19 protein-coding genes are annotated in these 19,929 nt (G+C 54.0%); 15 read left to right on the forward strand and 4 right to left on the reverse strand.

Annotated features, from left to right (window positions below; all coding sequences use genetic code 11):
• The first annotated feature begins 312 nt into the window (after positions 1 to 312).
• The 15 genes from NST84_RS26165 (at position 313) to NST84_RS26235 (ending at position 14,195) form a co-directional block, all read left to right on the forward strand.
• Entirely contained in the window at positions 313 to 1,068 is a 756-nt protein-coding gene (locus NST84_RS26165) for an AraC family transcriptional regulator (protein WP_342563007.1), read from the forward strand.
• Between the two features lie 126 nt (positions 1,069 to 1,194).
• Positions 1,195 to 1,560, forward strand: coding sequence for a Na-translocating system protein MpsC family protein (locus NST84_RS26170; protein WP_342563008.1), 366 nt, complete (start codon positions 1,195 to 1,197; stop codon positions 1,558 to 1,560).
• A gap of 258 nt (positions 1,561 to 1,818) precedes the next feature.
• Positions 1,819 to 2,373 carry a flavin prenyltransferase UbiX gene (locus tag NST84_RS26175; protein WP_342563009.1) on the forward strand — a complete coding sequence of 185 codons (555 nt, stop codon included), beginning with the start codon at positions 1,819 to 1,821 and terminating at the stop codon, positions 2,371 to 2,373.
• On the forward strand, positions 2,373 to 3,716 hold the full coding sequence (locus tag NST84_RS26180) for a UbiD family decarboxylase (protein ID WP_342563010.1): 1,344 nt from the start codon (positions 2,373 to 2,375) through the stop codon (positions 3,714 to 3,716). Before NST84_RS26175 ends, NST84_RS26180 begins: the two co-directional genes overlap by 1 nt.
• 509 nt (positions 3,717 to 4,225) lie before the next feature.
• On the forward strand, positions 4,226 to 4,492 hold the full coding sequence (locus tag NST84_RS26185; RefSeq protein WP_342563011.1) for a BMC domain-containing protein: 267 nt from the start codon (positions 4,226 to 4,228) through the stop codon (positions 4,490 to 4,492).
• Positions 4,493 to 4,532: 40 nt separating this feature from the next.
• A complete protein-coding gene (locus NST84_RS26190; protein WP_342563012.1) occupies positions 4,533 to 5,624 on the forward strand; it encodes a hypothetical protein in 1,092 nt (363 codons plus the stop codon).
• Between the two features lie 41 nt (positions 5,625 to 5,665).
• A complete protein-coding gene (locus NST84_RS26195) occupies positions 5,666 to 6,232 on the forward strand; it encodes a BMC domain-containing protein (protein ID WP_342563013.1) in 567 nt (188 codons plus the stop codon).
• A 178-nt stretch (positions 6,233 to 6,410) separates the two neighbouring features.
• Positions 6,411 to 6,692, forward strand: a complete 282-nt coding sequence (locus tag NST84_RS26200) for a BMC domain-containing protein (protein WP_019908484.1) — start codon at positions 6,411 to 6,413, stop codon at positions 6,690 to 6,692.
• Positions 6,693 to 6,700: 8 nt separating this feature from the next.
• The gene (locus tag NST84_RS26205; RefSeq protein WP_342563014.1) at positions 6,701 to 7,441 is read left to right on the forward strand and encodes a hypothetical protein; all 741 of its coding nucleotides are present in this window, start codon (positions 6,701 to 6,703) and stop codon (positions 7,439 to 7,441) included.
• Between the two features lie 33 nt (positions 7,442 to 7,474).
• On the forward strand, positions 7,475 to 7,756 hold the full coding sequence (locus NST84_RS26210) for a EutN/CcmL family microcompartment protein (protein ID WP_342563015.1): 282 nt from the start codon (positions 7,475 to 7,477) through the stop codon (positions 7,754 to 7,756).
• 3 nt (positions 7,757 to 7,759) lie between these two features.
• Positions 7,760 to 9,574, forward strand: a complete 1,815-nt coding sequence (locus NST84_RS26215; RefSeq protein WP_342563016.1) for an adenine deaminase C-terminal domain-containing protein — start codon at positions 7,760 to 7,762, stop codon at positions 9,572 to 9,574.
• Positions 9,575 to 9,696: 122 nt separating this feature from the next.
• Complete coding sequence (locus NST84_RS26220) at positions 9,697 to 10,380, forward strand: cyclase family protein (protein ID WP_342563017.1); 684 nt, start codon at positions 9,697 to 9,699, stop codon at positions 10,378 to 10,380.
• Positions 10,381 to 10,401: 21 nt separating this feature from the next.
• Positions 10,402 to 11,007, forward strand: coding sequence for an urea carboxylase-associated family protein (locus NST84_RS26225; RefSeq protein ID WP_342563018.1), 606 nt, complete (start codon positions 10,402 to 10,404; stop codon positions 11,005 to 11,007).
• 92 nt (positions 11,008 to 11,099) lie between these two features.
• Complete coding sequence (locus NST84_RS26230) at positions 11,100 to 13,412, forward strand: helix-turn-helix domain-containing protein (protein ID WP_342563019.1); 2,313 nt, start codon at positions 11,100 to 11,102, stop codon at positions 13,410 to 13,412.
• 177 nt (positions 13,413 to 13,589) lie between these two features.
• Positions 13,590 to 14,195: a class I SAM-dependent methyltransferase gene (locus NST84_RS26235; protein WP_342563020.1), complete on the forward strand. Its 606-nt coding sequence runs from the start codon at positions 13,590 to 13,592 to the stop codon at positions 14,193 to 14,195.
• 410 nt (positions 14,196 to 14,605) lie between these two features.
• Here the strand turns inward: NST84_RS26235 and NST84_RS26240 are convergent, their stop codons facing one another.
• From NST84_RS26240 to NST84_RS26255, 4 genes are all read right to left on the reverse strand, one after another.
• Positions 14,606 to 16,216: an extracellular solute-binding protein gene (locus tag NST84_RS26240; RefSeq protein WP_342563021.1), complete on the reverse strand. Its 1,611-nt coding sequence runs from the start codon at positions 16,214 to 16,216 to the stop codon at positions 14,606 to 14,608.
• 102 nt (positions 16,217 to 16,318) lie between these two features.
• The gene (locus tag NST84_RS26245) at positions 16,319 to 17,212 is read right to left on the reverse strand and encodes a carbohydrate ABC transporter permease (protein ID WP_342563022.1); all 894 of its coding nucleotides are present in this window, start codon (positions 17,210 to 17,212) and stop codon (positions 16,319 to 16,321) included.
• A 15-nt stretch (positions 17,213 to 17,227) separates the two neighbouring features.
• Positions 17,228 to 18,094 carry an ABC transporter permease subunit gene (locus NST84_RS26250; RefSeq protein ID WP_231574944.1) on the reverse strand — a complete coding sequence of 289 codons (867 nt, stop codon included), beginning with the start codon at positions 18,092 to 18,094 and terminating at the stop codon, positions 17,228 to 17,230.
• 378 nt (positions 18,095 to 18,472) lie between these two features.
• On the reverse strand, positions 18,473 to 19,825 hold the full coding sequence (locus NST84_RS26255) for an MATE family efflux transporter (RefSeq protein WP_342566530.1): 1,353 nt from the start codon (positions 19,823 to 19,825) through the stop codon (positions 18,473 to 18,475).
• Positions 19,826 to 19,929: the final 104 nt, after the last annotated feature.

Consider the following 19,929-nt stretch of genomic DNA (forward strand, 5'->3'; position numbering starts at 1 on the left):
CCCTGTTTGATATTGATGTAGCTTGTAAAACGGCTGACTTCCTCAATTACACGTTTTGTTCTGTTGTTATGCGGCAGAAGACTTTATGCAAATTCATAAAAAAACTGAAAATTAATGAATAGCTTACATTCAGTGATAAAAAAGGTGGTTTTACGTCCATTAAACGGTCAATTCCCGAACAAGATGGCCAGTCAGGTTGCGGATCTTTCGTTTAATTGATACGATCATAGCAAATAAGAAGACAAACTTTTATATACTTTCGGTCATTTTTTTACACGATTCGGCTAAATGAAAAAGAGTTGGAGGATCAACATGGATCGAGTCCTATATATTGTAAATGCAGAGCATGAAGCGGATACCCATATCCCGCGGCATCAGCATGAATGCTTCGAGCTGGTCTATTACATTCACGGGCTCGGCACCTGCAGCATCGGGCAGCGCAGCTATCATTTCCGGCCGCATTCCTTTGCCCTGATTCCGCCCAATTTCAAACATGATGAGAATCACCAGCCCCGCTCCGAGGTGCTGTTCGTCGGCTTCCATTGCGAAAACCCGGCAATCAGCACTTTGTCCGGCGTATTTGAGGATGATAAGGAGCATACCGTGCTGCAGACGCTGGTGCGGATGAACGGGGAATTCAAGCGCAAGCGTGAGGGCTTCTCCGAGCTGTTGAATTTGCAGATGAGCGAAATTACAGTACACCTGCAGCGGCTGCTGGGCGGCTCCGGCTTCCAGTCTCCGGCGCAGGATCAGATGCAGTATGTGCTCAACTATATGGATGAGCATTACCGGCATAAGCTGTCGGTTCAGTCGCTGGCAGAAATGTCAGGGTACAGCTACGACCGGTTCCGGCATTTATTTAAGGAGCGCTTTGGCGAGTCGCCCCACCGTTATCTTTTGCTGAAACGCATCCATTATGCCAAATCCCTCCTGCTGCACACCCAGATGCATATTTCCGAGGTATCTGCCACAGCCGGATTCGTGAATGACGCGCAGTTCTGCAATATGTTCAAAAGAGAGGTCGGCCTCTCCCCCCGGACCTTCCGCGTCCGCAGTAAAGTTATGTAATGTAACATTAGTCACTTACTTTAGCAGGATTTTCTCTATAATGGAGTTTAACTTATTGAAAAAATGAAGCTTGTACGCTAAGATGGGATATATTATGTAATATATTATTACAGGGAAGTGATCTTCTTGAATGTCACGCTGCTGCTCTCCTCCAATGAATACAAGAAGAAGCTGTCCCGCTGCTATAATGAGGTCCATAAGGAGCTGTACGGCGTCGGGGTTAACCAGCTCCGGCTGGAGGCTGCCAACGATACGATGATTATGTTCCTGGTAAAGCACCAGCGGGTTGCCGCACTGCGTGCCCTGGAGGAGCATTATCCGGAACTCAAGCAGTCCGTGGATGCTGCACTGCATCAGGAATTCAAGCGGCGTATCCAGAGGAAGCTTGCCGAAGAGCTTGAGCTGCCGGTTGCGGGCGTACTCAGGGATTACGATCCCCAGACAGCTTGGGCTTGTACTGTTGTAATTTGCGATACCGGGGCTGAACAATGATGCAGGATTTATCTTGTGGACTTGCGGCTGCCAGTATCGTTCCAGAAGCTATTTTAAAATAAATGAATAGACTGAATGTCAGGCTCCATTTCGATTTATCGTGATGCGCCGCAGCTTTACTAAGGTTCGCCCTATATCTGTTTACAGATTGCAGGAAGCCGTTGATTAGAGGACCCTCTCTATTTCAGCGGCTTCTTTTTGTTATACACAAGTGAAAACATAGACATTCAAGCTCTCTGCTAAAGGAGATTGCCGCTCATGCGAATTGTAGTAGCTATCACGGGAGCCAGCGGCTCCATTTACGGTTATTCCCTGATCCGCAGCCTGCACCAGCTTGGTGTGGAGGTCTATATCATCGCTACTGGTGCCGGGGAAAATGTGCTCGGTTACGAATGCGGCATCAAGCTGCAGGAGCTGGAGCAGTACGGAACGGTGCTGTCTAACACAGACCTGTTCGCTCCCGTAGCCAGCGGTTCATTCAAAACAGACGGCATGGTCATTATCCCCTGCTCTATGAATACGCTCGGCGCGATCGCAAACGGCATGGGTGACACCCTGCTGAACCGGGCTGCCAGCGTCGTATTGAAGGAGCGGCGACGGCTGGTGATCGTCCCGCGTGAGACACCGCTGCATCTGATCCACCTGGAGAATATGCTGCGGCTGGCCCGGGCGGGTGCGGACATTGTCCCTGCCTCGCCAGGCTTCTATAATCACCCGACTGAAATCTGGGAGCTGGTTAACTTCATGAACGCCAGGGTGCTGGACGCGTTCGGCATTGAACATCAGCTGATGAAAAGATGGGGGGAGAGCTAATGGCAGCCATCAATATCAGGCAATTACTTGACCGCTGGGAGCCGGGCGGCGAGCTGCTGCGCATTCGCCGTGAGGTTGACCCGCGCTTCGAGCTTGGCGCAGTAGTGAAGGCTGTCCGCGGCAGGCAGCCGCTGCTGTTCGAGAAGGTCAAAGGCCATACCGGACCAATGGCCGTTGGCTTAGGCGGCTCCAAGGAGCTGATCGCAGACAGCATGGATATGACTCCGGAGGAGCTGCTGCCAAGGCTGATAGCTGCGATCGTCCAGCCTACACCAACCCGGCTGGTACAGCAGGCTCCGGTGCAGGAGCAGGTTATTACTGGGAGAATCAGCCTTAGGGAGCTATTCCCGGTCTGTACGTATCACGCGGAGGACAGCGGTGCTTATTACGTTTCCGGCGTAATGGTCGTCAAGGGGGAGGACGGCCGCAAGCGGTACACTTCCATCCGGCGGATGCAGCTGTTGGACGGGAACCGGACCGGCATCCTGATCTCATCGCCGGAGCTGTTTCAGCAGTATAGGGATTTCGAGGCGCGCGGCGAGCCGCTGGAGTGTGCCTTTATGTTCGGGGTAGTTCCGGCAGTGGTGCTGGCTTCGCAGATCAGCACGCATCTGTTCCACACCGACAAGCTGGAGGTGGCCTCTACCCTGCTCGGCCAGCCGCTGGAGGTCGTCCGTTGCCGGACGGTCGATCTGGAGGTGCTGGCGGAAGCCGAGGTTGTGTTCGAGGGCCGGATTATGCCCGGGGTGCGTCAGCCGGAAGGCCCGTTCGGTGAGCTCGGCGGCTATTACGGGCCGCGGACAGAGCAGCCGGTGGTCGAAATCTCGGCCGTTACCCACCGCAGCGGGCCCATCTGGCAGACCATTCTTCCTGCCAGCTACGAGGAAAAGCTGCCGATGGCCATTGCCCGCGAGGTCGCCCTGCTCGGCTCCGTCCGCCAGGTCGTTCCGGGGGTGCAGGCCGTGCACATTACGATGGGAGGTGTCGGGCGCTATCACGCCGTCATCCAGATCCGCAAGGTTCAGGAGGGTGACGGCAAGACAGCACTGCTGGCCGCTTTTGCCGGGGATAAGGATCTCAAGCATGCCGTGGTGGTCGACGAGGATGTCAATCTGCTGGACCCGCTCGATGTGGAGTGGGCCATCGCTACCCGGGTACAGGCCGACCTCGACCTGTTCATCGTTCCGGGAGCCAAAGGCTCGCCGCTTGAGCCCTCGCATAACCTGCGCGGCGTATCCGCCAAAATGGGCATCGACGCCACCTGCCCGCTCGCGCATAAAGAACAATACCGGAGAACGCACATCCCGGGCCAGGATGAGATCCGGCTGGCGGATTATTTGTAGGGTTAGAGCAAGTGTCCGTACTGCACCTGCCGGATATCCGCCAGTTCGGCTGTCGGTAACACCGTTAACATTAAATCCTTGTTAACTTCAATACCTCTTTAGCTTCGACACCTTGTTAGCAACCGTCTCCCTTGCAGAAATAGCTGCAGTTTACGACGATGTTTGTACCCGGCGGGCTGAGTGAGCTAAGTGGAAAATCGTCATCTATTTTTGGCTAACAGCCTGGAAAGAGAAATCTAATTGGATAAACGTCACTTAGTTCTTCTGATTTCGTCCATAAATGGGTTTACGTTCAAAAATAAGTGCTTATTTTCCAACTATTGATTAGAAATCCTGGAAATCGGCGGAATTAAGTGTCGGAAATCCAACTAAATGCTGCCGACCACCGTTCTAGGAAGAATATTAGCAGTTTGCCTCAAATCAGCCGCCGCTCCTCATCCTCATTAGCTAATCATCAGGCTCATAATTCAGGCGAAAGTAACGCCTGCAAGACGTTTAGGAGGTGGCTCATGCAAGCAATCGGTTTAATTGAAACACGCGGTCTGACCCCGGCGCTGGAAGCGCTGGATGCCATGTGTAAAGCCGCCAATGTACGGATGGCCGGCTTCAAGCGGGTCGGCTCCGGCCTCATTACCGTTATCGTCGAAGGTGATGTCGCAGCGGTAACTGCCGCAGTGGAAGCAGGAATTGCTGCTTATCCGAAGACCGGCGGACAGCTAGTCTCATCTAATGTGATACCGCGACCGCATGCCGATCTCGCCAGAATGCTCCTTTAATCTGCAAGCAGCATTAAAGTCATCAGGGAGGTGATTACCCTTGTCCAGCTTTATGAAAGATGTTGTGGCCGAAGTGCTGCAGCGGAACCGCACTCCAGCTCCGGCAGGTCCGGCAACTCCTGTAGCATCTGCCGTCAGCTGCACTGCTGACAGCAAAAAAAACTGCACGCCTACCTGCTCCACCCCAGGGAATTGCCCTAAGCCGGAGCTAACCCTTCCGCTTAAACGGATCAATTACCAGAAGGAGCAGGCAGCCAAGCGGCTCGCCTCAATTGCTGCTGAAGCAGCTGGAGCTGCGGGGTCTGCACTATCAGTATTAAGCTCCCCCCTACCAGCAGCAACTCAAGTAAGGAAACCGGCCTCCCCGGCGCATACAGATTCCCTGCAGCAGAAAGCCGACCCGCCAGTCAAAGAACAGCCAGGGCAGGGACGCCAGTTCGCGGAACAGTACCTGTCTCCGCTGCTCCAGCGCACCTTATCCTGGCCGGAGCAGCAGGATAACACCCGTGCCGTCAGCGCACCAGCCTCTGCTACAGAACAACAGGACCCGCTGGAGCCTGTTCAGCTCCCGGCGGCCGATATGGAAGTCTGGCTGTTCCCCCGCATCCGCGACGATCTCCGTCCGCTGCTCGGCAGCCCGGGCCGGAATTACAGCGCTGCCGGGGTTATCAGCGCTCCCTCCTGCCATCCCGGCCAGCTGTTCGCCGCCGAAGAGCTGCTCCCGCAGGACTCCGGCCTGGAGGCCGATATCAGCTGGAGCGCAGACGGCGGCAGCTTTGAGCTTAAGCTATTCGGCCAGGATTACCAGCTGGTCGCGGATAAGCTTAAACAGCTTACCGCCCGGATGCAGGACGGCGCTAATTCAGCCGTCCGGATCTGGATCAGCCGGGAGCCCGGAAGGCTGCTTCGCCGCTATTTCAGCGGCGGTCCGCAGGAAGCCGTTGCCGTAGTGGCCGGCTCCACCCGCTGGAACAGCATTGGCATTGCCGAGCAGTGGCTGCAGCGCAATCCCGGCTCAGGCCTGCGCTTGTGCACAGAGCGCGGTTACTCCATTCTCACCGGCACAGCAGAGCAGATGGCAGCGTCCGCGCCGGGGCTTGCCGGCTTATCTGCTCCATGCAGAAGAACTTAACCGCTGCCAGACAACGGATCAACGTACAAGGGGGACTTTTCATGCAAGCACTTGGTTTAATCGAGACGCTGGGGTTCACCACTGCTGTCTCGGCGGCAGATGCTGCACTCAAAGCAGCGGATGTGCAGCTCGTCGCCGTTGAGAGGGTTATCGGAGTCGGCGGCTCACTTAGCGTCACCCTGCACTTTAGCGGCGATGTCGCTGCTGTAACAGCATCTGTTGAAGCCGGCACAGCAGAGGGCCAGCGGATTGGTTCAGTGGTATCCGCCCATGTCATTGCCAAGGCGCACAGTGATGTGACCGGCAAGATACTTGGCAATTACCTGTTGTCTGAGGCTAGTATTGCCCGGGCTGCTGATAGTGCTTCGGCTATCACGACGACTACCACTACTACTTCAGCCGTTCCTACTGCTTCTACTGTTCCTACTGTTCCTACTGTTCCTGTCGATTCTTCTGCTTCTTCTGCTCCCGTCTCTTCCACCGCCCCGGCCGCTGCTGCACAATCGCAGCCATCTGCCGGAGAAGCAGCTAAGCCGGACCAGACATCTAAAACAGACGGAGCATTAAAACCAAAGAACACAGATGATTCACCGGACTCACCGGATTAACCTAATCCTGCTAACCCAGATCCACAAACCGGTTCAGCAGACCAATCCCTATTTCCCTACCTGCATCTAAATATCTTAACAGCCTTCAGCCCTCATGAAGTCAGTATCGTTTCTGCAATTTAAATATTAATTTAGTCTTTTCTACAATTTATATTTTAATTTAACGGAGGTTATTCACATGGGAGAATCACTCGGCTTGATCGAAACAAAAGGTCTGGTAGGCGCAATTGAAGCGGCGGATGCAATGGTGAAAGCAGCTAACGTGGAGATTTGCGGCTACGAAAAAATCGGCTTCGGTCTCGTAACCGTAATGGTCCGGGGCGATGTCGGTGCAGTAAAAGCCGCAACCGATGCGGGTGCTGCCGCTGCCAAGCGTGTCGGGGAGCTGGTGTCGGTGCATGTCATTCCGCGCCCGCACAGTGAAGTTGAACGCGCCCTTCTGTCCAAGGGCATTGAATAATCAAGGCCATGGACAGCCGGCATAGTACGGTTGCAGCCAATACCCTGCTCAGCCTGGCCTACCGGTCCAGAGAACAGAAGCTGAATAAGGACTATCCCCGTGTCCTAATTCTGCTAACCAGCAGTTTCATCGGAACGGAGGAAGGCTTTACTGCCATCCGCCAGCTGGAGCGTTCCAGGATGAGGCTTAAGCTTGCAGTAGATGAGCAGCTTCTCCACAATCACACAGCTCAACAGCTGGCGGCAAAAACAGGAATCGACGATATCGCTACCTCCGCTGCGCTCCGCTCACTTGCACCGGTGGCCGCTGATCTTCTGTTCATTCCGGTTCTCTCACTCCCCCTGCTATCCCGCTTATCCATGCTGGATGCCGGTGATCCTTACGTAGAACTGATTATTCGCTTCATCTGCGCCGGCAAGCCAGTCGGCGCATTAACACTCGGGTCTAATCCGGGCCATTACTGCTGGGGAGAGCAAGGCCTGCTACATGCCCCACCCGGGCTACAAGCAGCACTAAAGAATAAGCTGGAAGGTATCGAAGACTTCGGTATAACACTGCTTGAGCCGGATCAGGTGAACCATTGGATTACCTCCGCACAGCCACGGCTACACAAGCAGGTGCTCACCGCAGAGGATATTCAGGACGCAGTAACCCTTGGCCGAACGTCGATCAGACTGTCAGCCCAGGCTGTAATCACTCCGCTTGCCGCAGATCTTGCCAGGCAGCATGACATAGAAATCATCCTTTAATTCCAACCATCAAGCATACGAGGTGACAATCACATGAAGCTGGGAATCATTACGGGGCATGTCGTGGCAACGAGAAAAGATGACAATCTCATCGGCGCCAAACTGCTCATCGTTCAGCCGATCCTGCCCGACCTTACAACGGCTGGTCAGCCAATCGTCGCCGTAGATACCGTAGGCGCGGGAATCGGCGAGACAATCATTTATGCAGTGGGCAGCGTGGCCTCAAGAGCAGCACAGCAGCCGAATGCCCCGGTTGATGCCGCGATTGTCGGAATCGTGGACAGTATAGATTGCGCCAAGCCAGGAGGTGTATAACAGATGATCACTACTGAGTTAAAAGATGCCATTCACCGCCGGCGGATGATTGATGTGCTGCTCTCCGGCAGCGCTTATGCCGATCTGGTGCTGAAGGGCGGCTTCATTATCAACGTCATTACCCGGGAGATTTATCCCGGCGATGTTGCCGTTAAAGGCGACCGGATTCTGCTTGTCGGTCAGGCCGATAAGCTTATCGGGCCTGCTACAGTTGTCGAAGACGTGAGCGGCAAGTTTATAAGCCCTGGCTTCATCGATTCCCACATGCATTTTGAAAGTGCAATGCTGACGGTTACGGAGTTCTCGAAGCTGTCCATTCCTACAGGGACAACCACCCTGGTAGCCGACCCGCATGAAATAGGCAATGTGCTGGGTGTACCCGGCATGAAGGCGATGATCGAGGAGGCCCGCACCCTGCCTAACCGTGTCCTGTTCACTGTCCCTTGTCTTACTCCCGATGTGCCCGGCCTGGAAACCGCAGGTGCAGATATCACCTCCCAGGATATGCAGGACCTGTTGAACGATGATTATGTGCAGGGCATCGGGGAGCTGCAGGGCTTCAGCAACGTCCATCCGGTGTACAACAACGCACCTTTTCTGATAGACGATCTGCTGGCTTCCGTCTCTTATGCCAAATCCATCGGCAAAACCATTGAAGGCAACGCCCCCGGCCTGTCCGGCCCGGAGCTGGCGGCCCACATTATCTGCGGCGGCGGCAATGTCTCCTGCCACGAGACAACAACCAAGGAAGAAATGATGGAGAAGCTGCGCTACGGGGTCAGCGTGTTCATGCGTGAAGGCTCCTCGCAGCGCAATATGGCTGAATGTATCCGCGCTATTACCGAGGAAGGAATGGACTCCCGGCGAGCCATCCTCGTCTCCGACGATATGGTCCCTGAGGACCTGCTGAAATACGGGCATATGAACGATATTGTCCGCCGGACGATTGCTGTAGGCATAGATCCCGTTGAAGCCATCCAGATGGTGACGATCAATCCGGCTGCCCATTTTGGCTTCCAGGATATCGGACTGCTTGCCCCCGGCAAAAAAGCCGACATCGCCGTCATCAGCGATCTGGCGCAAATGACCGTTGCCCAGGTATATATCGGCGGAGTCAAACTCGCAGAGAACGGTGAGCTGACCCGTGATATCCCGTCTTACATTTATCCCGAATCCGTCAAAAAGTCGGTCAAGCGGAAACCGGTCAAGCTGGAAGACCTGCAGCTCTCCTCCGGCGGAGCACACGGCAGTGTCCGGGTCCGGGCCATCGAGGTAATCCCGGACCAGAACCTGACCGGAGCCGGCATCTACACCGCCCAGGTCCAAGACGGTGTCGTCCAGCCGTCGGTAGACAATGACCTCCTGCCCCTGCTTGTCGTTGAAAGGCACGGCCGCAGCGGCAAAATCGGCAAAACCTTTGTCCGCGGCATGAAGCTTAAGGCCGGGGCCATCGCCGAAAGTGTGGCCCACGACACCCACAACATCATTGTCACCGGCACCAATTACGCCGATATGGTGACTGCGGTCAACCGGGTGATTGCCATGGACGGCGGAATCGCGATGATTGAGGGCGGCAAGGTGGTCGGTGATCTGCCGCTGCGGATCGGCGGCCTGATGACCGATGAGCTGACCGGCAAAGAGATGAGCGCGCGTATCACCGAGCTGCACCGGCTGGCCCGTGAGGAGCTGGGCTGCACGCTGCATGTCCCGTTCATGCACCTCTCCTTCCTCTCACTCGTCACCAGCCCGGCGTGGAAGATTACCGACATCGGCCTGATCGATGCGGATGCCTTCACTGTACTGTCGCCGCTGGCCTGACCGGCACTGGAGCTCCTACACTTTACCCTCTCTGCTCTAAAGTAGCGCTTCACCCGCCGCCACCAGAAATACCCGGTCAGACTCACAGCTTTTACCACAACAAACAAAAGGAGGCCTCTTCCATGGGAATCCAGGTAATCGATCTTTCCCAGGAAATCTATCAGGGGATGCCGGTGTTTCCGCCGCATCAGAAGACGATGATATTTCCAAATATGAGCCATGAGGAGAGCAGGCGGAAGCTCGGCTTCGAGTTCGCCACCAACAACCTGCTCATCAACGAGCATGGCCCGACCCACAGCGATGCCATCTATGAATATGACCCGCAGGGGGCGACGATCGATGAGATGCCGCTGGAGTATTTTTACGGCCCGGCTGTCTGCCTTGACCTCTCCCATATTTCACCGGATGCCTATATTACCCGCAGCGATTTGGAGCTGGCGCTAAGCAGAGGCTATCTTCACCTCGATAAAGGCGATATCGTGCTGCTCTACACCGGCCACTATAACCGTGCGTATGGTACTGACGAATGGCTTACCCGCTATACAGGGCTGGATTACGGTGCGGCCGAGTGGCTGGCGAAGCAGGGTGTTGTCAACATCGGCATTGATGCACCGTCGATTGACAATCCGCTGGACACCTCCTTTGCCGGACATCTGATCTGCCGTGAATACAAGCTGACCAACACCGAGAACCTCTGCAACCTCAACCTGATCGCGCAGAAGCGCTTCCTCTATTTCGGACTCCCGCTCAAAATCCGTAAAGGCACCGGCTCCCCGATCCGGGCTGTTGCAGTATTCATTGAATAAATGATTAAGCAGGTGAAGCAGATGAGAAACAGAGCATTAATCGAAGAAATCCCTGTCCCGGCCTACGAGGGCAGAAGCGCACTCGTCCGCAAAGGCCAGACGCTCTATATTATCGATGTGGAAGGCAAGCAGGTCGGTGATTTTGTCTGCTTTAATGCCGCTGATCCGGATGAGCATGTCTCCCCTGTTCATATGCGGGCTTCGCTCAGCAGCATCCGCCTGAAGATCGGCGACGGCCTGTACAGCAACCGCCGGCAGCCGCTGATGCAGCTGACCCAGGATACGGTGGGGCGGCATGATTTCTTTTTTCCGGCGTGTGATTATTACCGTTATAAAGTGGATTTCGGGCTGGAGGAGCATCCGAACTGTCATGATAACCTCCAGCAGGCACTGCAGCAACATGGCCTGGGGAACCGGGAGCTGCCCGATCCGATCAACTGGTTTATGAACAACGCGCTGGACGAGAACCTGGATTATGTGATTGAAGAACCGCTTTCGAAGCCCGGTGATTTTGTAGCTCTGCTAGCCCTGACGGATGTGATTGTCGCCCTCTCCTCCTGCTCGCAGGATCTGGCTCCGGTCAACGGGTTCAAGGTCACGCCGCTGCTGATGCAGATTACGGGTTAGTCGCTTTTGTACAGGAATATCACTTTTGTTCACTCCCCCGGAATTCCGGTTTGTGCACGGTTGTCAGCTTGCTGCACTGTTCTGTTCACCCTGTGAAGCTTATACTTATTACTGTGAACAATACAGATGCAGCCCTGGCTGCCAGAACACAGAATGAATTCAGGGGGATGACAATGAGACTGAACAAGCTCAGCAGCCGGAGAGCACTGTACAGCCGGATATTGGTCAGCATGACGCTTTGCGTATCCTTAACCTTCCTTGCCTCCACCATCATTTATTACAACTACTACATCGGCGTCGAGAAAACCCAGGCCTTCCGCTCCGACCTCAGCAACCTCACCCAGACCAGCAAAGAGGTTGTGAATATGAACGAGGCTGCACAATCCCTTTCTTTTCAAATTTACCGCAACAGCACTATCTCCAAAATCGTCCTCTACGACAAGCCCGACATCTACGACGTTACCGCCGCCATGTCCGAGCTCGGGAACTATTTAAGCTCCATGCCTTACATTGAGTCCATTTATGTCTATAACCCAAAAAACGCCAAGCTATACATTGCTTCCTCCCACGGCCAGAACGGTGTTTTTACCGAGCGTGAGCTGGTGGATAAGGGCATTCTTGATATTTTGAACCATTACGAGGAATACAAGCCGTTTACACCGATCCCCCGCGTCTACTCGAACGGCGCCAAGGAGAATGACCAGGTCCGGGCCTATACTTTTTTGTGCTATGACGCCATCGGCTGGGACCGTTCCATTAATTCCGCAGTTATTGTTAATATCTCTGCACCTTGGATCAATAAGGAGATCAATACTCCGGCAAATTCTGAAAGCGCTACCTTTATTCTGTCTGATAAGGGGACCTTTCTGTCCGGCAACAGTCTGGAGCAGCAGGAACTGGGGCCTGAAGAAGCATTGTGGGTGAAGCAGAGGATCAAGGGAGATACTGAGGGCTATTTTATCGGAACCTTTGCGGGTGTGAATTCGCTAATTTCCTATACTGCACCGGATGCCCTGAGCTGGCAGTATGTGCGGATCACGCCGTATGACATCATCACCAGACAGACGGACAGCATCCGTAATGCCACTCTGCTGATCGCCGCCCTCATTCTCATTGGTGGAATCGGGTTATCCTGGCTCACCTCCAGGACGCTGTATTTGCCGATCAGCCGGATTGTTAAAGAGATGAATGTCCTGGAGTGTGAGAAGCGGGACAGCATGTTCATGATCCGGCAAAATACAATGCGCGATCTCGTTCTCGGCCTGAAGCCGCTGCAGTCGCTTCAGCAGATGGAGAAGCTGAGACAGCTTGGCATCCATTTTACTTTTAATGATGACTACCGGATGATCCTGCTGCGTATCGATAATTACAAAGAGCTGCGGGATGAGCGCTCCTCCTACCTGCTGGCTTACAAATTTGCAATTATGAATATCGCTTCGGAAATCTGCGGTACGACCTACCGGGTCGAAACTGTAGATATGAATGATGACGGCATCCTGGTGCTCCTGAACATCGTTGATCCTAGCGAATACACCGACACCGGACTGATCGAGACGCTCCTGCGCCAGCTTCAGCAGGCCTGCTCCGATTATCTGAAAATCAGCCTCACACTCACCTACAGCCACATCGACCGGAATGCCCAGCAGCTGCACCAGCTTTATAAGCAGGTTAAGGACGCGTCGAACCACCGGCTGTTTTATGGACATGGATGTATCATAGCTGCGCAGTCTATAAGTGCACTGCAGGCCCAAACGTACCATTATCCGACGGAAAAAGAAAAACGTCTCGCCGACGCGCTCATGTGCGGCAAGGCCGATGAAGCAATGGAGCATTTCAGCTCCATTATCCGTGAAACGCAGGACTACCCTTTCCATACGGTACAGCTTGCCGTATCGAGACTCAGTGTAACGATAAAAGAAATCATCAGCACCGTCCAGAAACGCAACCGCCTGCAAAGTGACGGTACACCTGCTCTGCCAGCTTTGGATTCTGTAGAAACTGTCACAGAGCTGGAAGAGGCCTTCTCCGCCGTATTCAGTGAAATGCGTGAGCAGTTGTCCGAGAAAAAAAATGCCAAGCAGCATGATCTGATCCGCCTGATCAACCAAAAGATTGCGGACAACTACCGGGAGCCGAGTCTCAGCCTTAACCAGATTGCTGATGAGCTGGATATGTCACCGATCTATATCAGCCGTCTCTACAAGCAGCAGACCCTGAACAGCATCGTTGATGTAATCCTGGAGATGCGGATGCGCGAGGTATGCAGCCTGCTGGAGAATACCGACCTGCCGGTTACCGTCATCGCCGAGCGCTGCGGCTTCACCAGCAGCTCCTATCTGCACCGGATGTTCAAGCGCAGCTTCGGCACGACACCTAACGATTACCGGCGCTCTAAAAATGCATAATGAGGCTGGCTTGCAAAGGTGGTAGGAACCTGCTACTTTATACCGGCAATAATGGATATAGACAACTGCTGTCCTTATTACTTACTGCGCAACTCTGAAGTGTAACCAACGTTATAGCCATCCGTCTCTTTCTTCCGCACAATAAAGGCAACAATACTGGAACGGGGTGACTGGCAAGTGGAAAAACAGAAGCTGATCCGCATCTTCGATAAGCAGGCCGCCCGGTACGACAATCAACGGGAAGATGCACATCAAACACGCTGGCGCCGCCAGCTCATAAGCTGCGCCAAAGGCGAGGTCCTTGAGCTGGCCGTAGGGGCAGGCGCCAATTTCCCGTATTATCCTCCGGGCATCCAGCATACCGCAGCGGATTTCAGCAGTGGTATGCTGGTGAAGGCCAGACAGGCGGCAGCCCATTACCGGATGAACAGCACCTTCATCTGCTCAGACATAGAAGAGCTAAGCTTCCCTGAACATTCGTTTGATACTATCGTGTCCACCTTATCCTTCTGCAGCTACACCCGTCCGCTGCCGGTACTGGAACAGCTCAGCCGCTGGTGCAGACCGGGCGGACAAATCCTGCTAATGGAGCATGGAATCAGTTCTAACCCGGCTCTTTCCCTGGCCTTAAAGGCACTGAATCCCCTGCTCTACCGGATCTACGGCTGCCACCATACCCGTGACATCTTAAGCCTGGTCCGTGATTCGGGCCTCACCATCAACAAGGTGGAGAGTCACTGGCAGGGCATGGTACACCTGATCTGGGCCAGTCCCCAAAAGTAACTGTAGCATTAGCTGTCTGCCTCTGAGCTGTCGTTGAGCTGCCTTGTGCTGCTCTTGTCCTATTCTTATGCCGCCCTTATCCCCAAAGCCAGCCTCCAATCAACCGGAGGCTGGCTTTTCTCCTGCTGCTCCCCTCCCCCTGCCCCGGAGGACGCTGGCTGACGGGCTTTGCTGCGCAGTTTGTGCAGCCCCCCGCTTAAAGCAGCGGAGAAAATAGAATGATTGTGGAACAGCGGCAGCGGCCGCCTTTGTGTCCGGATTTTTACCGCCAAGGTATAATCAGAAAATCTGGACACAACAGCGGGTGGAACAACATTCTATTTTCGGAGCGACCGCTTAAGCACTGATATCGCAATCATCCGGCGGCAAAAAAAAGCCCCAAAAGCCATTGGCCTCCGGGGCATCCTCCGTTATTTAATACCTTTTTCCGCCACATAAGCATTCCACTGCTTCGTCCATTCCGCCTGGATCTTTTCCAGACCGGCCTGTTTGGCCTTCTGCAGGAAGGTATCCAGCCCCTTGTCGATGTCCTCGACAAGCCCGGCCTGCAGCGGGAAGAGGTACTGCTTCTCAACCTGCTCCAGCGCCGCTTTTTCCGCCTGGTAGGAGGAATAGTCCTCCGCAAAGCCGAGGAACAGGTCCGGCTTCTGGATTTTATCCAGCTCATTAAAGATCGCCTTCACTCCGTCGAAGCCCTGGTCAAACAGCATATACTCCGGATTCCGCCAGGCCCAGCCGTTCATCCCTTCGCGGGAGAAGCCGTTGCTGGTGCTGGTGCCGACCAGCTTGTAATAGCCGTTCTCAACGGTGTAGTTCTTGCCCTCGATCCCGTACTGGGTCAGCAGATTGTAGCGTTTGTCGAGTACCAGCTTCTCATAGAAGGCCAGTGCGCGTTCCGGATTCTTGCTGCTCTTCGGAATCGCAAAACCGTTATGAATCGGATGCACAGGCGTAGCATAACCGGTAGTCAGACCGAACGGAGAATACGCCAGCTCCCACTCGGGATGAGTCGTGCTGATCTTCATCTTCATGTCATTATAGCGGGTCGGGTTATCCCCGAACATGCTGGCCGCTTTGCCCGAAGTAATCGGGTCCTGCATCGTGTCCTTGATGTTCAGCACGTTTTTAGGGATAAAGCCTTTGTCCGCCCAGCGCTTCATCGTTTTCAGCTCTTCTTTTTGCTCATCGGAGCCCCAGTAGGAATAGACCGTAGTCGGGGAATCATATTTTACGCCCATCCCGTAAGGGAGTGCGCCGACCATTTTGTTAAGCTCTGTATAAATGTAATGCAGATTATTGCCGATATCGCTGTTAAGGGACATTGGCATCAGATCCGGCTCGTTCGCGACAATGCCGTCCATGTAAGCCTCATAGCTGGCCAGATCCTTTGGCACCGGCAGATCATATTTCTTGCGCAGATCCTCGCGGTACACAAAGCCGTTGGTCACATACTCCTTGTAAGTTGCAGGTACCGTGTAGATTTTGCCGTCAACCTTTACATCCTCCCACATCGATTCCGGGACGAACTTTTGCAGCTCAGGGGCAGCCTTAGGCAGCAGATCGTCTATCGCCAGGAAAGCTCCGCGTTTTGCATACGATTGATATTGGGTCCAGTCCGCCGTAAAAATCAGATCAATAGCCTGCCCGGAGGACAGCAGCAGCTTATATTTCTGATCCCAGTCCGTCCAGCTGGTGTAATTGAATTTAACGGTAGCGTTCAGCTCCTCCTGCGCCATTTTGTTGATTTCGTCCTGGATGATCGGCAGATCCTTCGGCGCATCCCCAAGCATGTAGAACTGGAGCTCCACCTTCTTGGACGTATCGATACCGGTCTCTGCAGGAGCTGCTGTACTTGCGCTTTCTGTTGCCGCAGGAGTACCTGCATTGCCGCCATCCCCGCTGTTTGCCCCGTTTGCACTATTGCCGCCGTTGTTATTCCCGCCGCAGCCGGCAAGGAGCGATAAGGCCAGCGCCGCCGTTGTAAGCGTAACCAGAGATCTTCGGCCTGCTTTCTTTGTCATCATGAACCCTCCTAAAAGTTTTGTTCTCCTGATTTACAAACTTCCCTTTATGTCAGCCGGACAACAGGCACCCCCTTGAAGAGCGTGCTCCACTATTCGGTTCTAACCTTTTACAGCCCCGATCGTCAAGCCTTTTACGAAATACCGCTGGATGAACGGGTACAGGAACAGGATCGGTCCGGTGACCACAATGGCCATGGCCATCTTGGTGGATTCCGTCGGCAGGTCACTGCCCAGGCTGACTCCGGTGCCCGCGCCCATGTTGGCGATAAATGCCGCAGAGTTGATCACATTGTACAGATGGAACTGCAGCTGATATTTATGCGGATCATTGATGAACAGTGAGGAGGAGAACCAATCATTCCAATACGCCAGCGCGAGGAACAGGCCCACCGTGGCAATGCCGGGCATCGACAGCTGGAGCACAATACGCCAGTAGATCCGGAAATCGCCGGCCCCGTCGATTTTGGCAGATTCGAACAGCTCCTCGGGAACCGCCGAACGGATAAAGTTTTTCATCAGGATAATCAGGAACGGAGTCATCAGCCCCGGAAAAATCAGCGCCCCATACGAATCCGTCAGATGCAGGTATTTGGTAATCATGATGTACCAGGGCACCAGCCCCCCGCCGAACAGCGTCGTGAAGTAGATATAGAAGGAGAACGTATTACGGTATTTAAAATCCTTGCGGGCCAGCACATACCCGGCCATCGTCATAAAAAACAGTCCTGTCAGCGTTCCCGTCACCGTCGTAAACAGCGTAACCCCGTAAGCCCGCAGCACCTCATCCGGGAAGGTGAACACCGTTTTGTAGCCCTCGACCGAAAACTGCGCCGGAATCAGATGATAGCCGTCCTTAATGATCGACTCATTGGCCGTCAGGGAGGCGGATATAATCAGCAGGAACGGAATCAGGCAGGCCAGGGAGCCGATAATAATGACCGCGTACGCCAGCCCTTGCAGAAGCCTTGTATAATGATCGTCTTTGATATGCATACCTCTTCTCCCCTCCTAGAACAGCGCGTAGTCATCGTTTATTTTGCGGATAATGTAATTGACCGTCATGATCAGAATGAAGCCGAACAGGGATTGGTAGAGCCCCGCCGCCGTCGCCATCCCGATATCAAACGTCACCTTAAGCGAACGGAATACATACGTGTCCAAGATATCCGTTGTATTGTAGAGCACCCCGTTGTTTCCAATCAGCTGGTAAAAGAGGTCAAACTGACCCTTCATAATACTGCCGAGCGAGAACAGCAGCAGCACCACAAAGGTCGATTTCAGCATCGGCACTGTGATATACCAGATCCGCTGGAAAATGTGCGCACCGTCGATTTTGGCCGCCTCATAATATTCGTCGCTGATCCCCGTAATAGCTGCGAGGTAGATAACCATGCTGTAGCCGAGATTTTTCCATAGATAAAATAGAATGATCAGAAAAATCCACACCAGCGGCTTATTGTACACATCGACCGGACCCGCACCGAATCTGGCCAGCAGCGTATTCAGGAAACCGCTATCATAATTGAATACGTTGTACACGATAACACTCAGAATAACGAAGGATACGAAGTATGGAAGGAACATGATCGACTGGGTCAGCTTTTTGAACCATTTGACGCGCAGCTCGCTGAGCAGGATTGCACAGACAATTGCCAGGACGTTGCCGAGCAGGATAAAAGCGAGATTGTAGCCGATTGTATTCAGGGTAAGCTTCACCAGCGTGCCGGATTTCCATAAGAACTCGAAGTTCTTGAACCCGACGAACGGTGCATCAAACAGTCCCGAATTGAAGTCAAACTGGGTGAATGCGTAATAGACGCCTACCATCGGAAAATACGAATTGATCAGGAAAAACAGCAGTGCCGGGAGCAGCATCAGGAATAACACCCGGTTATGGATCAGCTCGTGCAGAATGCCCTTCTTTTTCTTCTTTATGGTGCCAGCCCCCAGCGGTGAAGCTGCCGGAGTGCCTCCCTGTAAAGGAAGCTCTATGGCCAGCGGTGTTCCTCTCTTGCGTGTGCGCTGTCTCAAAGCCCTCACTCTCCTATGCCTGTATATGCCCCAAGTATAGAAAAGCCCCGTCCGCCCGGATAGTAGCGCTTCAGGGTATTCCTGCATTATGTTGCGGTTCCGCGGGTGAACTTTTACAACTTTTGTGCAGGATCACAGGATAATGGCCTATATACGCACGTCAAAAAGCCCCGGCCTCGCTTCCGAGAAGAAAGCACCGGGGTAAATATTAGATTTACTTATTTAAAAAGAAGCCTCTGCCGCTTTGCCCTGGACAGCCCGCAGACCTCCATCCTGCGACTCTGCTGCATACAGCACCTTCCGCCCGCGCCAGCGCCGCAGCACCAGCAGCCCTCTCGCCGCTTCATCGGCAATCATGCAGCAGTAGATACCGACCAGCCCCCAGCCCCAGCTGATGCCGAGCAGGTAAGACCCTCCGATCCCGATCAGCGTCATGCTGATCAGCGAGATCGTCATCGTGTAGCGGGTATCCCCGATAGCGTTAAGTGCGTTGCCCATGGCCATGTTGAGCATTTTACACGGCTGCAGCAGCAGGTTCAGCGCCAGCAGCGTCACCCCGATCGAGATAATCTCCCCGTCCACCGTAAACATACCAAGCAGGGACTTGCCAAAAGCGAACAGCAGCACGACATTCGCACTTACAATCGCCAGCCCGATATACAGCGTCCGGAAAGCGCTGCGGTAGACCTCGGACAGCTGACGTGCGCCGAATAAAGTGGCAATCCGGATCTGGCCTGCCATCGCTACTGCATAGCCCAGGGTGAAGCAGAAGGATTCCAGCGTGTTCAGATAGGTGCGGGCCGCCAGCTCTTTTGCCCCAAGCATAGCCAGAAAAGAGTAAATGGCCAGCTGTGATACTACCCAGGCGGAGGAGTTCAGCCCCAGCGGCCAGCTGATCTTCACAATCTCCCCGAACAGCTTCCGCTTGAAGGTAGCGAAGTCCCGCAGCCGGATTCTGCGTTCAAAGGCGCCGCAGAACATCACAAGCAGGACAATTGCACCAAGCCCTCTGCTGATTACATTGGAGATGGCGATTCCGCCCAGTCCCAGCTGCGGCAGCCCGAACATCCCGAAGATAAAAATATAATTCAGAATAATATGGATCACATTGACCGCAACCCCTGTATACATCGGCCCCCGGGTATTGCCTGTATTGCGGATCGCCGAGCCCAGGGAAGCGGTCAGCCCGATCAGAAACAGTCCGCCGCCGACATAAGTCAGATAGACATGGGCAAGCGGGATCAGCTCTCCGGAAATATTCAGTGCACCGCCGATTGGATCGGCGAACAAAAACATAACCACGCTGACGATAAGCCCCAGCACCGTACTTGCTGTAACACCCATTATCGCGATTACACGCGCATCCTCCTGCCGTCCTGAACCGAGCCGCTGGGCAATCAGAATGCCCGCCCCGCCGGCAAAGGTCGTGAACAGTGTTGTCAGCGCCCCGAACAGCTGGTTCGATATCCCGACGACCGCCACAGCATCGTCCGAAATGCGGCTGACCATAATGGTATCCACTGTCCCCAGCAGTGTCTGCAGAAAAATCTCAATAAAAATCGGCCAGGCCAGCATCCAAAGTCCGACGTTTCCTGTCTTCAATTTCACGTTGGGTTTCACTAAATGAACTCCCCCTCATCCTGCTGCGCTCTTGGAATTATTGCTGTAACCAGGCTGCA

It is taken from the genome of Paenibacillus sp. FSL R7-0345 (assembly GCF_038595055.1).
In the GTDB taxonomy this organism is placed as follows: domain Bacteria; phylum Bacillota; class Bacilli; order Paenibacillales; family Paenibacillaceae; genus Paenibacillus_AQ.

What these genes read in the sequence shown, in the direction of transcription:
- NST84_RS26165 (WP_342563007.1), top strand. Translation starts at nt 313, where the DNA reads ATGGATCGAGTCCTATATATTGTAAATGCAGAGCATGAAGCGGATACC.
- NST84_RS26175 (WP_342563009.1), top strand. Translation starts at nt 1,819, where the DNA reads ATGCGAATTGTAGTAGCTATCACGGGAGCCAGCGGCTCCATTTACGGT.
- NST84_RS26180 (WP_342563010.1), top strand. Translation starts at nt 2,373, where the DNA reads ATGGCAGCCATCAATATCAGGCAATTACTTGACCGCTGGGAGCCGGGC.
- NST84_RS26185 (WP_342563011.1), top strand. Translation starts at nt 4,226, where the DNA reads ATGCAAGCAATCGGTTTAATTGAAACACGCGGTCTGACCCCGGCGCTG.
- NST84_RS26195 (WP_342563013.1), top strand. Translation starts at nt 5,666, where the DNA reads ATGCAAGCACTTGGTTTAATCGAGACGCTGGGGTTCACCACTGCTGTC.
- NST84_RS26200 (WP_019908484.1), top strand. Translation starts at nt 6,411, where the DNA reads ATGGGAGAATCACTCGGCTTGATCGAAACAAAAGGTCTGGTAGGCGCA.
- NST84_RS26205 (WP_342563014.1), top strand. Translation starts at nt 6,701, where the DNA reads ATGGACAGCCGGCATAGTACGGTTGCAGCCAATACCCTGCTCAGCCTG.
- NST84_RS26210 (WP_342563015.1), top strand. Translation starts at nt 7,475, where the DNA reads ATGAAGCTGGGAATCATTACGGGGCATGTCGTGGCAACGAGAAAAGAT.
- NST84_RS26215 (WP_342563016.1), top strand. Translation starts at nt 7,760, where the DNA reads ATGATCACTACTGAGTTAAAAGATGCCATTCACCGCCGGCGGATGATT.
- NST84_RS26220 (WP_342563017.1), top strand. Translation starts at nt 9,697, where the DNA reads ATGGGAATCCAGGTAATCGATCTTTCCCAGGAAATCTATCAGGGGATG.
- NST84_RS26225 (WP_342563018.1), top strand. Translation starts at nt 10,402, where the DNA reads ATGAGAAACAGAGCATTAATCGAAGAAATCCCTGTCCCGGCCTACGAG.
- NST84_RS26240 (WP_342563021.1), bottom strand. Translation starts at nt 16,216, where the DNA reads ATGACAAAGAAAGCAGGCCGAAGATCTCTGGTTACGCTTACAACGGCG.
- NST84_RS26245 (WP_342563022.1), bottom strand. Translation starts at nt 17,212, where the DNA reads ATGCATATCAAAGACGATCATTATACAAGGCTTCTGCAAGGGCTGGCG.
- NST84_RS26250 (WP_231574944.1), bottom strand. Translation starts at nt 18,094, where the DNA reads ATGCTGCTCCCGGCACTGCTGTTTTTCCTGATCAATTCGTATTTTCCG.
- NST84_RS26255 (WP_342566530.1), bottom strand. Translation starts at nt 19,825, where the DNA reads ATGCTGGCCTGGCCGATTTTTATTGAGATTTTTCTGCAGACACTGCTG.